At 51.9% G+C, this 13,386-nt stretch carries 13 protein-coding genes; 11 read left to right on the top strand and 2 right to left on the bottom strand.

All coding sequences use genetic code 11. The features are described 5' to 3' along the window. Positions 1-198 precede the first annotated feature (198 nt). Both HQN60_RS15215 and HQN60_RS15210 read left to right on the top strand, forming a co-directional pair. Positions 199-1,902, top strand: coding sequence for a methyl-accepting chemotaxis protein (locus HQN60_RS15215; protein WP_217390164.1), 1,704 nt, complete (start codon positions 199-201; stop codon positions 1,900-1,902). Positions 1,903-2,044: 142 nt separating this feature from the next. Continuing rightward, entirely contained in the window at positions 2,045-2,893 is an 849-nt protein-coding gene (locus tag HQN60_RS15210) for a CPBP family intramembrane glutamic endopeptidase (protein WP_217390162.1), read from the top strand. Positions 2,894-2,902: 9 nt separating this feature from the next. Here HQN60_RS15210 and HQN60_RS15205 read toward each other — a convergent pair whose 3' ends face one another. Next, positions 2,903-3,490, bottom strand: coding sequence for a metal-dependent hydrolase (locus HQN60_RS15205; protein WP_173534461.1), 588 nt, complete (start codon positions 3,488-3,490; stop codon positions 2,903-2,905). A gap of 214 nt (positions 3,491-3,704) precedes the next feature. Between HQN60_RS15205 and HQN60_RS15200 the strand changes: the two genes are divergently transcribed. The 8 genes from HQN60_RS15200 (at position 3,705) to HQN60_RS15165 (ending at position 10,258) form a co-directional block, all read left to right on the top strand. Then, the gene (locus HQN60_RS15200; protein ID WP_173534460.1) at positions 3,705-3,893 is read left to right on the top strand and encodes a hypothetical protein; all 189 of its coding nucleotides are present in this window, start codon (positions 3,705-3,707) and stop codon (positions 3,891-3,893) included. A gap of 26 nt (positions 3,894-3,919) precedes the next feature. Further along, entirely contained in the window at positions 3,920-4,615 is a 696-nt protein-coding gene (locus HQN60_RS15195) for an ABC transporter ATP-binding protein (RefSeq protein WP_173534459.1), read from the top strand. After that, positions 4,612-6,009, top strand: a complete 1,398-nt coding sequence (locus HQN60_RS15190) for an ABC transporter permease (RefSeq protein ID WP_254456643.1) — start codon at positions 4,612-4,614, stop codon at positions 6,007-6,009. The genes HQN60_RS15195 and HQN60_RS15190 overlap by 4 nt, the downstream gene beginning before the upstream one ends. A 44-nt stretch (positions 6,010-6,053) precedes the next feature. Beyond that, positions 6,054-6,242, top strand: coding sequence for a LiaF transmembrane domain-containing protein (locus tag HQN60_RS15185; RefSeq protein WP_217390160.1), 189 nt, complete (start codon positions 6,054-6,056; stop codon positions 6,240-6,242). Beyond that, positions 6,235-7,089: an outer membrane lipoprotein-sorting protein gene (locus HQN60_RS15180; protein WP_254456642.1), complete on the top strand. Its 855-nt coding sequence runs from the start codon at positions 6,235-6,237 to the stop codon at positions 7,087-7,089. Before HQN60_RS15185 ends, HQN60_RS15180 begins: the two co-directional genes overlap by 8 nt. Next, positions 7,086-8,390: a hypothetical protein gene (locus HQN60_RS15175; RefSeq protein WP_173534458.1), complete on the top strand. Its 1,305-nt coding sequence runs from the start codon at positions 7,086-7,088 to the stop codon at positions 8,388-8,390. Before HQN60_RS15180 ends, HQN60_RS15175 begins: the two co-directional genes overlap by 4 nt. A gap of 11 nt (positions 8,391-8,401) precedes the next feature. Beyond that, complete coding sequence (locus HQN60_RS15170; RefSeq protein WP_173534457.1) at positions 8,402-9,451, top strand: sensor histidine kinase; 1,050 nt, start codon at positions 8,402-8,404, stop codon at positions 9,449-9,451. A 72-nt stretch (positions 9,452-9,523) separates the two neighbouring features. After that, complete coding sequence (locus HQN60_RS15165) at positions 9,524-10,258, top strand: LytR/AlgR family response regulator transcription factor (protein ID WP_173534456.1); 735 nt, start codon at positions 9,524-9,526, stop codon at positions 10,256-10,258. A gap of 251 nt (positions 10,259-10,509) precedes the next feature. Here HQN60_RS15165 and pssA read toward each other — a convergent pair whose 3' ends face one another. Further along, complete coding sequence (pssA, locus tag HQN60_RS15160) at positions 10,510-11,850, bottom strand: CDP-diacylglycerol--serine O-phosphatidyltransferase (RefSeq protein ID WP_217390158.1); 1,341 nt, start codon at positions 11,848-11,850, stop codon at positions 10,510-10,512. Between the two features lie 318 nt (positions 11,851-12,168). Between pssA and HQN60_RS15155 the strand changes: the two genes are divergently transcribed. After that, positions 12,169-13,380: an EAL domain-containing response regulator gene (locus HQN60_RS15155; protein WP_173534455.1), complete on the top strand. Its 1,212-nt coding sequence runs from the start codon at positions 12,169-12,171 to the stop codon at positions 13,378-13,380. Positions 13,381-13,386: the final 6 nt, after the last annotated feature.

The raw sequence follows: 13,386 nt of genomic DNA, 5'->3' as shown, positions 1-13,386 counted from the left end.
GCTTAGGCCTTAGAATAAGCCCACCTTATTTTTGTGCTTTGCTCGGTGTTGGCGCTGGTAGGCCAAGCAAAGCATGGCGTGATGCGGTTTTGGACTTAGGTGTTTGATTTATTTTGTTTTAAGTCAGTTAATTATTATTGTATGCACAGGCAAAACCACTATTGTTAGTAATGTTAATGACAATTTGGAGTGGGTAAAATGTCGGCTTTTCAAAGGAATTTATTAGGCTCGGTGTTGGGCTTGATTACTTTGGCTTTGTTGTTTGCCTTTTATGTGATGGCGCAAAACAAAGTCGATCGTGAGAATGAGCTGCGCTACCAATCGTATTTGCTGGCTGATGAGTTGCGGCAATCATCCGATGATTTAACGCGCTTGGCGCGAACGTATGTAGTGAGCCGCGATCCGAATTATGAAAAGCAATATATGGATATTTTGGCGATTCGCAATGGCGATAAAGCCCGCCCCGAGGCGTATAACCGGATTTATTGGGATTTTGTGGCCGCCAATAATAAAGCGCCACGCCCAGATTCATCGGTGAAAGTGCCATTGCTGGACATGATGAAAGCGCTGGGCTTTACCGAGGCTGAATTTGCCAAGCTCAATGAAGCGAAGAAAAACTCCGATGGTTTGGTCAATACCGAAGTTGAAGCCATGGGCTTGGTGAAAAAAACCGGTGAGGGTGCCGAAGAAGGCTATGCCAAGGCGCGAGCGATGATGCACGACGCGACGTACCACAGCAATAAAGCCAAAATCATGCAGCCGATTGATGACTTTTATCAGTTATTTGAGCAGCGCACCCAACAAGCGGTGGCCGATGCGGCTTTTGTGGCGTTGATGATTGAGGTGGGCTTTTTGGCGGTAGGGTTGGTGACGTTGTTGATGCTGTGGCTCACGTATCGCAGCTTGATTAATCTGATTGGTGGCTCGGTGAGCGAGGCCAAAAAACACATTGGCTATTTGTCTGAAGGCGATTTCACCCATCCAATTATTCCAGAGGGCACCGCTAGCGATAGCTTTATGGCCTTAATGGCGGTGATGCAGCAAAAACTCAGCCGCATTGTGTTGCAAGTGACCATGACAGCGCGTGAAATTGAGCAAGGCGCGGTGGATATTAGTTCGGCCTCCAGCGAAGCCGAGCATTTGGTGCAAGGGCAAACCGATTCGATGTCGAGCATGAGCGCGGCAATTGAGCAAATGGTGGTCAGTATTAACCATGTGTCGAGTAATGCCAACAGCGCTTCAGAGCGAACTCGCTCGTCTAATCAAGCGTTAGATCACGGTGAGCGGGTGATTAGCGATACGGTGGATAGTATTCGGGTGATTGCCACCTCGGTGCAAGATGCATCCAATAGCGTCGCCACGCTGACTGGGCAAACGCAGCAGATTTCGCAAATTGTGCAAGTGATTCGCGATATTGCTGATCAAACTAATTTGCTGGCGCTTAATGCGGCGATTGAGGCAGCGCGCGCCGGTGAGCAAGGGCGGGGCTTTGCGGTGGTGGCCGATGAGGTGCGTAAATTGGCCGAGCGCACGGCACTTTCCACGCAAGAAATCACCGAGAAAATCCGCAGCATTCAATCCGGTACCGAGTCGACGGCGGTGTTTATGAATACCGGTGTGAGTAAAGTGGCGGTAGGGGTGGATTTAGCCAGCCAAGCGGGCGGCGCATTTGGCTCAATCCGGCAAGACGCCAATGATGTAATGGGCGTGATTGATGAAATTAGCAGCTCTTTACATGAGCAATCACAAACCGCGAATCAAGTGGCCAATAATATTGAGCAAGTCACGCAAATGGCCAGCGCCAGCTGTACCGCGGTTGAGCGGGCGGCGAGCATTTCGCGGCGCATGGGCGAATTGTCAAAATCATTGACTATGGAAATGAAAAACTTCCAGTTGTCTTAATCGCTTTGCCTGATCGTGAGCCTGCTTGGGTTAACTCAAGCAGGCTTTTTTGCGCTTGTAGCGGCGGATTAAACTCAAAGCTTGCGTGTTGTTGATGGCGGGCTTGCGGTAAAATTCAGCACCTTTTTTGCTGATGGCTGCAATGACACTTCTGCATTTCTTGCCTTTTGCCGCGCTGTTTGCGGCGTCTTTGCTGGCGATTTTGGGCTTTGCTACCCGATATTACCTGCCGATATTGCTCGTCGCCTATGGTGCGGCGGCGCAGCTCGGATTGATCACTGCTTGGGCCGTATTGCCCATGGCTTTGCTGGTTTTAGCGGGCTGGGGGATGTGCGCGCAGCGGCGATCTGTGCGGCTGTTGGCGCATCTGGGTTTTGTAGGTACGGCGTTAGCTTTGATGCTGCATCGCTTTGCTGGCTTTAACAATCCAATGGTATTTGCTCCGCAAGCTTTGTCGGCCGATGCGCTACCCTTTGCGCTGTATTTAAACTTAGATAAGCCGCTGATAGGTTTTAGTTTGTTGTTAATTTTTCCGCTGTTGGCGCAGCGGATGAGCATCCAGAAAACACTGGGCGCGGCGATGGTTCCACTGATTGCGGCCATGGCGGTAATGGTGCCGTTGGCAATCAGTTGGCATGTTGTGGCATGGCAGCCCAAGTGGCCAGAGATGACTGCGCTATGGCTGTTAAATAATTTTTTGCTGGTGTGTATGGCCGAAGAAGTGTTTTTTCGCGCGTATATACAAGGCCATTTAAGTCGCTGGCTGGCACATTGGCCTTATGGCGCGGCGATTGCTGTGTGTTTGGCGGCATTATTGTTTGGCTTGGCGCATATGGCGGGTGGTTGGCTTTGGGTGGTATTGGCCACAATCGCCGGTGTGGCGTATGGCGTGGCTTATCGTTATGGCGGTTTGCTGGCGGCGATGCTAGCGCATTTTGGCCTCAATGCGCTGCATTTTACTTTGCTGACTTATCCGATGCTGCGCAATTAAAACTCATCCCTAGGCCATGATGCGCAGTAGATGTACCAGCATGGTGGCGCTTTGCTCCAGCGCGGCAACGCACCAGTTGCTGACTGCCATGTGGGCAGGGCGAATCCATAGATCGCCCGGTCTTTGTAGCGCCACCCATAAAAAATATCCGACACCGATCCAGCAGCCACGATAAATAAAATGCTCCATTGGGCCGTCAGCTTTGAAAATATTCAAAGAGAATTTTTTGCGGATGGGCCAGAGCAATGGCACGCCCGATGGGGTGAGTAAGTCGCCAATAATGTGCGAAAAATAGCCGATGACCAAGGGCAAAACCGGGATGTTTTGCTGCTCGCGATAGGTCAGCAACAGCCAAATAATCAGCGCGACCATCAAAAAAGAATGCGTAAAGCCGCGATGACCAAACACTTTGGCAATCGGTATCGATATATACGGCACGATACGGCCAAAAGTCGATTTGGGATGATCCAAATCGGGCAGTAGGCCGGCTGCGCCAGCGAGGGCGACTTCATGCACTTGCGGCATCCGCTGCAAAATGCCAACACTGCAGGCCACCATCATCAAGGCGGCAAATGCAATGTGGGTCCGGGCCATCATGGGTAATACCTTGCAGAGCAAACGATGGGTGCCATACCGATATATGGTATTGGCATGAAACCCTTGTAAACAAAGGGGGCTGTGAAGATACCAGAAAAACTCAGCGTTGGTATAAGAAAATGCAAGGGGTTTAACCTTCGGCTTACCGCGCTTACAAATGGCTTTCTATCGCTAGACTGCTTGACTGATTAATCCGCCGATTTGACTGCCTTGTGTGAGCAAAGTTCGCGGTGAAAGAGGCGTTTTTTGTGCTGCAATGGCCCATTGGGCGGCGCTTGCGGCCGATTGGCTGCCCCGCGTCATTTTGGGCGCGCCATTTAATCCAAAAATTCGGCATTTCAAGCGCCAAAACTTCGTTTTATCGCAAATTTACGCAGCACTACCCAAACGGCATACAGTGTAAATCTCTGTCTTTAATTGAGAACGACCATGTTGCCAGTCACCTTACAGCAAGTGAATAAACGCTATCAGCTCGACAGTGTGGCAGTGCCCGCTTTGGCCGATATTAATTTAGAGATTTTGCCGCAGCGGTTTACGGTGCTCTCAGGCCCGTCAGGTAGCGGTAAAACCACCTTGCTGAATTTAGTTGGTTGCATTGATTTGCCCGATAGCGGCCAGATTACGGTGGCCGGCGAAAACGTGCAGCAACTGAGCGATTCGGCCTTGGCCGATTTTCGTTTGCGCCATATTGGTTTTGTGTTTCAAAACTTTAATTTATTGCCGGTGTTATCGGCGTTTGAAAACATCGAATACCCTTTGCTGCTGGCTAAAGTGGCGCGGCCAGCGCGGCATAAACGGGTAAAAATGCTGCTCGACGCTGTCGGTTTAAGCGAAAAAAGCCAGCATTTACCCGGCCAGCTTTCAGGCGGGCAACGGCAAAGGGTGGCGATTGCGCGCGCTTTGGCGACGCAGCCGCAATGGGTGCTGGCCGATGAGCCAACGGCCAATTTAGATAGCCATACTGGTGCGTCGATTATTGCGCTAATGCGGCAAATGCAGCGCGAGTTGGCGGTGTCGTTTATTTTTTCTTCGCATGACCCACAAGTTTTGGCCGCCGCGGATGACGCGGTGCTGATTCGGGATGGTCGTATTGTGGCGATTGAACGCAAAATGGCGGTGGCATGATGAGTGTTGCAACGTTAGCGCTGAGAAATCTATTACGCAATCGCCGCCGCTCTTTAACCACCTTATTGGCGATGATGATTGGCGCGGTGGCGATTTTGTTGTTTGGCGGGTATAGCGGCAATATCAATTTGGGTTTGCAAACCAATTTTGTGCGTAGCGCCGGGCATTTGCAGATTCAGCATCAAGATTATTTTTTATACGGCAGCGGCAATCCAGCGGCGTATGGCATCAAAAACTACGCCAGTTTGATTGAAGTGCTACGCCATGATCCAGAACTCAAGCCACTGCTCACCGTGGTGACGCCAACGCTCAGCCTAGGGGGTATTGCCGGCAACTTTAGCGCTGGCGTGTCGCGCACGGTGATCGGTACTGGGGTATGGGTGAGCGATCAAAATCAAATGCGCCGTTGGAATGAATTTGATTTTCCCGGCGAGCCCAAAACGCTGGCCTTAACCGGCACGGCGGGCAATGCGGTGGTGATTGGCCATGGCGTAGCGCGGGTGTTGCAATTATGCGCGCCGTTGCAGCTTAAAAATTGTCCAGCCAGCCAAGCCAAAGTCAATGCTGGCCCGGCGGCACCCGATGATATTAGCGCCTTGTCGCAGCAAGCCCATGCCGAAAACCCCAAACAGCAAACCAGCGCTTGGCCGCAGATTGAGCTGTTAGCCGCCAATGTGCACGGCGCGCCCAATGTGGCAACTTTGGCGGTGGTGAAAGCGCAAGGCTTTGGGGTCAAAGAGCTGGATGATATTTCAATGATGCTGCATTTACCGCAGGCGCAGCAATTGGTGTACGGCCAAGAAACGCCGCAAGTGACGGCGATTGTGTTGCAGCTTAAACACAGCGCTGATTTAGCTAAAGCGCAAGCGCGCATCAATACGCTATTGACGAGCACACTCAAAGATCAGCCTTTGGCGGTGTATGACTTTGCCACGCTCAATCCATCCTACGGCCAAATTACTGGCATGTTTACCGCGATTTTTAGTTTTATTTCGCTGCTGATCGGGGCGATTGTGCTGTTTACCGTTGGCAATACCATGAGCATGGCGGTGATGGAGCGCACGGTGGAAATCGGCACGCTGCGGGCAATGGGCGTGCGGCGTAATGGCATTTGGCGCCTGTTTGTTTGCGAGGGCGCTTTGCTGGGGGTGATTGGCGCGATTTTTGGGGTGCTGCTGGCGCTGTTATTGGCCTGGGGCATCAATCACGCCGGATTAACTTGGTTGCCGCCGGGCAATACTGAACCGGTGCCACTGACAGTGCGGGTGTGGGGCGAAACGCGAATGCTGCTTAGCACTGGATTGATGTTGGTGGTGTTGGCGGCCATCTCGGCTTGGTGGCCAGCGCGCCGTGCTGCCAGAATGAATATTGTCGATGCACTGCGCCATGTGTAAGTCGCCATGGGTAAACCGGTATGCGTCAATGTCAGAAGGAGAGAATGATGCGACACAAGTATTTTTCTGCGCTGTTATTGGTTGCGCTCGGGCTGTTGTTTTTGGCGCATAACTTTGGCTTTTTACCCAGCTTTGGCCAAATGTGGGCGCTGTGGTGGCCCTTGGTGCTGATTATTGTTGGGGTGAATTTATTGTTTCGCCGCCCGAAAAACAAGGACGACAAAGATGAATAAAGCGATGGAGCAAAGCTTAGGGGCGAAGCCCGCGGTTTGGCGTACCGATCATCACGCGGCCCAGCGCGCTCTTAAAACGCGCTGCCGAGTGTGGGGGGCGAGTCTGTTGCTGGCCTGTTGCGCCGCAGTGGGCGCGGCACCGAGTGCGCAGCAAATTTTAAGTGCTAGCGACGCGATTCGAAATCCTGAGCAACCCTTTGGCGTCACCAGCACTTTGATTGAATATCGCAACGGCAAGCAAGTGCAAACCAGCACCTTGGCGGTGTATGCGCGCGCTGATGCGCAGAGCGGGCAGTTTCGTAATTTAATTCGCTTTGTCGCGCCGCAGCGCGATGCCGGTAAATTGCTGCTGAAAAATGGCAATGATTTATGGTTATATGATCCATCCAGCAAAGCCAGTATTCGCATTTCGCCGCAGCAGCGTTTGCTGGGCCAAGCGGCCAATGGCGACGTGGTCACGGTGAATTTGGCGGTGGATTACACCGCCAGCTTGGTCGGTGAAGAAACAATTGCCGATGGCGAGCGGCAAAATCGCGATACGTATTTGCTCAAACTCAATGCCAAAACACCGGATGTGACGTATCACCGCATCGATTACTGGATTGATCGCCATAATAATCAGCCAGTGAAAGCCAAGTTTTATTCCAGCAGCGAGCATTTATTAAAAACGGCGTATTACCGCCGCTTTCAAAAGCAGCTTGGCGTGTCGCGCCCCACCGAAACCGTGATTATTGATGGGCTCGATCCGCAGTGGGTGACGGTGCTGCGTAGCAGTGATTTTGCCTTTCGCGACGTGCCCGAGAGCTGGCTGCAGCGGGATTTTTTGCCCCGCTTTAAGGCCGAATGATGGCGCATTGGCAAATGGGGCGTGGCACTCGCATGATGCAGTCGACGCTGGGCCGCGAAGCGCTGGCGCCACAGCAATGTAGCGTGGCGGGGATGGTGCTGATCGTGCTACTCGCTAGCCCCGTGTGCTGGGGTGATGATGCCGATGCACTGGCTTTGGCCGATCAAGCGCTAGAGCCAGCGGTGGCGAGATCGGATTGGCAGATTTTTACTGAGGGTATGCTGGGGCATGTCAATCAGCGTGCGCCTTTGGACGATATACGCATTAGTCGTGCCTCGGTGGATGTGTTGCTCGATACGGCGATCAATCCCGAATGGCGCTTTACACTGGCCAACCGCGCGGATTGGCTGGGGCAAGATGGGCAGTATGAGGTGGTGAATACCTTAAAAGAAGTGTATGTCAGCTGGCAGGCGCAGCCCAATGCTGCGCTCGATCTGGGGCGAATTAATCAGCGCAATGGCGTCGCCTTGGGCTACAACCCAAGCGATTATTTTAAAGTCGGTGCTTTGCGCTCGGTGGTGTCGATTGCGCCAGCGAGTTTGCGCGAAAACCGTCTTGGCGTGGGTATGTTGCGCGGGCAATGGGTGTGGGAGGGCGGTGCAGTCAATGCCGTGTTCGCGCCCAAATTGGCAAATCAGCGGCAAAGCGCGGCGTTTTCGCCCGATTGGGGCGCGAGTAATCCGGTGTCCCGCTATTTGTTGACCAGTAGTGTGCAAGTATTGCCGGGCTTTGCGCCGCAGTTTTTACTCTTGGGCGAGCAAGGGCAGTCGCCACAGGTGGGGATGAATGCGTCGATTTTGGCGGGTGACGCTTTAACCCTCTACGCCGAATACAGTGGCGGGCGCAGCGCGGCCTTGTTGCCCGCTGCGCCAGTGGCGTGGCATTCGCGCTTGGCCTCTGGTGGTACGTATACCTTTGCTAATAATCTCTCGCTGAGTTTGGAATACCACTACGATGGCGCAGCACTCAATCAAAGCCAATGGCGCGCTTTGTGGCTTAATCCTGCCGATTATTGGGCGTATCGCAGTGCGGTGTTTAATGCGCAAAGCCTGCCTACGCAACAGGCGGCCATGAGTTTTATTACCTGGCGCGATGCTGGATTCAAGGCGCTGGATTTGAATTGGATGCTGCGACGCGACTTAGTTGATCAAAGCTGGCAAAGCTGGTTAGAAGCGCGTTACCATTTTGAGCGCATGGATTGGGCGTTGCAATGGCAGTATCAAAACGGCGCACCGGGCAGTCAATACGGCGCGTTGCCACAACGGCATAGCCTACAAGCTGTGGTGAAATACTTTTTTTGAGTGATCGATTGATGCAGCCACAACCCCAAACAATGACGTGCCGCTACCAAAAGGATTTGCCGATTTTACTCTTGGTGAATGCGCTGATTGCGGTGCTACTGACCTTGATCGACGAGCGCACTGCGCTGATCGATAATCTAGTGATTTCCAACTGCATCGGTTTTTGTATTTGGCTGTGTAATTGGGCGATGGATCGCATTACGGGTGAGGCTTGGCCACGGCCTTGGCGAATGTTGATCAGTACGCCGGTCGGTTTGCTGGCAGGCTTTACGCTGGCCGCGGCATTCGGCGCGTCCAATGTGATTGCCATCTTGCTGGATGCGCCCAGCCAAGCTTGGCGCTGGGTGGCGATTGCGGTACTGATTTCAGGGTTTGCCAGTGCCTTTTTTTGGCTGTTGTTTCGCGCCCAGCGTGATCGGGCCGAATTAGAAGTGCAGCGCCGTCACGCCGCCGAGGCGCAGCAAGCGCAAACCGCCGCGCAATTGGCGATGCTGCAAGCGCAAATTGAACCGCATTTTTTATTTAATACGCTGGCCAATTTACACAGCCTGATTGCGCGTGACCCCGCTTTGGCGCAAACCATGCTCGAGCATCTGAATGATTATTTGCGCGCCAGCCTCAAGCGCACTCGGCAATCGGCAACCAGCTTGGCCGAGGAGCTTGATTTAGTGGGCGCGCTGCTGGCGATTAATCAAATCCGTTTGGGCGAGCGCTTAAGCTATCAAATTCGCGTGCCCGCTACTTTACGCGGGGCGCAGTTGCCGCCGTTACTATTGCAACCCTTGGTGGAAAACGCCTTGCAACATGGCATTGAACCTGCCATTGCTGGCGGCGTGATTGAGATTGAAGCCGAGCAAATCGGCACGCAATTGTGCCTACGGGTGATCGATAGTGGTTTGGGTTTGAATCTGAATACGCCAACTAAAAGCGGTATCGGTTTAGCCAATGTACGCGATAGGCTGATGTATTTATATGGTAGCCAAGCTACACTGAGTGTCGCTGGCAATACCCCTTGTGGTGTGGTGGCCGAATTGCGGATTCCTTTTGCGCAATCGCAATAATTAGGCCAATCGCCCAGCCGTGCTGTATTGATGCCCGATAAGCATGAATGATGAATATAAAGGTAAAAATCGATGCCTACCGCCCTGATTGCCGATGACGAGCCGCTATTGATGGCGGCATTTGCCAGCCGCCTGGCCGTGGTGTGGCCGCAATTACAGATTGTGGCGCAGGCCAAAAATGGTGTTGAAGCGGTGGCGCTACTGAGCCAATGGCAGCCGGATTTTGCTTTTTTGGATATTCGGATGCCGGGGCTGAATGGCTTGCAAGTGGCGGCCACTTGGCGCGATACGCGGGTGATTTTTGTCACCGCGTATGACGAATACGCGGTAGCTGCTTTTGAGCAATCGGCGGTGGATTATTTATTAAAACCAGTGAGCGAAGCGCGGTTGGCGCAATGCGTGCTGCGCTTGCAGCGCGAGGTTAAGCCCAATGTTGATTGGAGTCAGCTCAGTCGTGAACTGATCGCGCCCGCGCTACCGAGCTATTTGCAATGGCTTACTGCCAGCCTAGGCGACAGCACTCGGCTGATTGCGGTGGATGAGGTGCGCTATTTTCAGGCGACCGATAAATACACCGAAGTGGTGACGGAGAGCGGGCGGTTTTTGATTCGCACGTCGCTGAAAGACTTATTACCGCAACTCAATCCGCAGTATTTTGCCCAAATTCACCGCAGTTATTTGGTGAGTTTGCCCGCCATCGCCAAAATCGAAAAAGACCTACTGGGCCGCCAGCAAATCTATCTAAAAAACAATTTTGCCATCTTGCCACTCAGCCGCAGCCACGCCGCACAGTTTAAACAAATGTAGGGGTATGGCTTGCTAGCTTTTTGAGGGTGTCTTGTCTAGGGCAATACCTGCTTATAAAAAGCGAGTCCTGTAGGGTGGAATAAGCAACGCGCATTCCACCGGCTTCGTGCACAAATTGTTGATCGCAATAGTTCGGCGACCTCTTCTGAGGTGTCTGGTGGAATGCACTTCGTTTATTCCACCCTACGTTTGGGCTTGTCGGGTATGGCTTGCGGGTTGTTTATGAGTGTCGTTCCTAGGGCAATACCTGCTTACAAAAATCGCGAAAGTAAGCGATCGACTCGGATTCGCGATAGGCGAGTGAGGAGTTTTTTTACTTTTTCTGGGTAGTCCGCCAAGGTTTCTAGCTCGGTATAACTCGCGATGCGGCGGGTGTGTTGGCGGATTTGTTGCAGCTCGGCCGCTTTGCTGGTGCTGAGCTCGCCTTGTGGATCGTGAATTAAAAGTGCGTTTTCTAAATCTAAATTAAACGCCCGTGGGTTGAGATTATTGCCGGTGAGCAATTGATAATCATCGTCCACCCAAATGCCTTTAAGGTGAAAGCTATGGCCGATGTCGTGCCACAGTAAAATATTTAATTGCCCAGCTTGCATGGCTTTTTGCTGCACTTTGGCAAAGCGGCGCAAATTGGCTTCGTATAAATACGGTAGCGCGCCGATGGTTTTAAATGGCTCGCTCGGCGGAATGTAAAAATCGTTCGCCGTTTTGTCGCCAATGATTAAATCAATTTGCACGCCTTTTTTGATTAGGCTATTGAGCGCCTTGGTGACGCTGCGTGGCAAATTAAAATACGGCGTGCAAATGACGATTTTGCGCTCGCTGGCACTGATCAATTTTAAAATCAAACGATTAAGCGGATTACGCTGGCCAACGCCAACCCAAGGCGTGATTGCCAGCCCTGTTTCGGTATTGCTGCTGCCTTGCAGTGAGTAGCGCGCTGCTTTTAAGTGCTGGCGGAAGTGGCGAATTTCGCCGCGAATGGCTTTGGTGCTGGGGATGTTGGGCCGATCAAGTCGATGCACTGCGGTTTGGCTCAGTAGTGCCGTTTGAAAAAAATGCACCATGCTCTCAGCGAGCGCAGGGTTGTGTAGCACATGGTAGCGATCGTAACGATAGCGATCGCCAACGTGTAAATACACATTATTCAGGCTGGCGCCGCTATAAATTACCTTGTCGTCAATCACAAAGCCTTTTAGATGCAACACGCCAAGTAATTCACGGCTTTGCACCGGCACGCCATAAATCGGCACTTCGAGATGGTGTTGCTGCGCACGCTGTTGATACCAAGCGGCGTTGCCCGATTCGGCCTTGGCGCCAATCAGGCCGCGCTGTGCGCGATGCCAATCGACAAAAACGGCGATCTCCAGTTGCGGTTGCCGCGCTTTGGCGGCGTATAGCGCCGACAAAATCAGATCTCCCGCTGCGTCATTTTGTAAATACAAGGCGGCAATGTAGATGCGTCGTTGTGCTTTGGCGATGTGCTCGAGCAATTGCTCACGAAATTGAGCGCTCGAGGCTAAAGCTTCAAAGGCGTGAGCGGATTGGGCAAAGCGCGGTAAGGCACTTAAAAATGCGCGAGGAGATTCAAACAAAATGCGAGCCTAAATTTAAAGCGATATTGCTGCAATATGGGGCTAAAGACCGTTAATTCAAGATATCGATCAGCGGTGGTGTTTAAAAGGACGGCTTTAACTTTGCCAGACCTGCAGTGCAATGATCAAGGGTTGTTGACGATTTGTCGATTTTAATTAGCGTTGTACGCTGGTTTTGGTGCGGCTACGGTGCTGTTGTTTTGTTTGTAAGTGTAATTCATGTAATCAATTGGTCAGAAGGTATTTGTTTTAAAGAAAGCAGTAGTGATTTATTGGTCGGCATGTGCTTAAATTTCAACGACAGAAAGGAGTTTGTTGATGCCACCGACGGATCCAATGCAGCAAATATTGCTGGTCGATGATAGCGCTGTACAGCGTCAGTTGATGCGTGCTATTTGTGGCGAATTATCCAATCTACAAATTTTTGAGGCCGCCGATGGCCGGCAGGCGCTGAATCTGATTTATAAGCTGGGCAATATTGATCTGGTGGTGGTTGATTTAAATATGCCGGGCATGGACGGTATCGAGTTGTTGCAGCATTTGGCAAAGCATGCCCAGATTCCTGCGGTGATTTTAATCAGTGGCTACGCGCCCGAATTGCTCGAGAACTGTGGACGTGCCGCCAAAGCGCTGGGTATCGCGTTAATTGCGTATCTGGTCAAGCCGATTAAGCCCGAAGAATTACAGCGTTTGGTGACGGAGCTATTACTATCCAGCAAGCTAGAAACCCATCATCAAGTGAGTGATGCCGTGGTGCCGCTGATTGAGATGGTTGGCGGTTTGGCGCAAAACCAATTTACCGCGTATTTTCAGCCAATTTTTAGTCTAAAAACCGGTGCAATTGTGCAATGTGAGGCGCTGGCGCGCTGGGTGCATCCACAGCGCGGTCTACTCGCTCCTGGGACTTTTATTGATCGGCTAGATCAAGAGGGCTATTTAACGTTGCTCACGCGGCGTGTGGCACAAGCCAGTTTTGATATGATGCAGCGCGCTAAGTTTTCGTCTGAGATGCGCTTGTCGATTAATTTGTCGCGCAATCAATTAGAAGACGCCGAGCTACTCGATTGGATACATAGCCAATTATTGATGCGGCATTTGTCGCCACAGCAGGTGGTGCTTGAGATTACTGAAAATTCGGCATTTGCGAATCTCGGGCATACCATGACGACCTTGCTGCGCTTACGTTTGCGCGGGTTTGGTTTAGCGATTGATGATTTTGGCGTTGGCCATACCACGATGGATATGATCAAAGATTTGCCGATGACCGAGCTTAAATTCGATATGAGCTTGATTAAAAACATTCATCGCGAGCCGCGTTGCCAAAGTATTATCGATGGCATGGTGCGGATTGCCCAAGAGCTCAATTTACGCATGGTGGCCGAAGGCATTGATAATTTGGATGATTTAAATTATTTGCGCCAGCGCTACGCTGGGTTTGATCTAAATTTGCAAGGCTTTTTATTGAGTAAGCCCGTGCCAGCCGATCAACTGGTGTTGCAAATGCAACAAGCCCCAGGTTTGCCAAGCTAAGTGGCG

Source organism: Deefgea piscis (genome assembly GCF_013284055.1).
GTDB classification, from domain to species: domain Bacteria; phylum Pseudomonadota; class Gammaproteobacteria; order Burkholderiales; family Chitinibacteraceae; genus Deefgea; species Deefgea piscis.
This window is presented reverse-complemented; position numbering and strand designations above follow the sequence as displayed.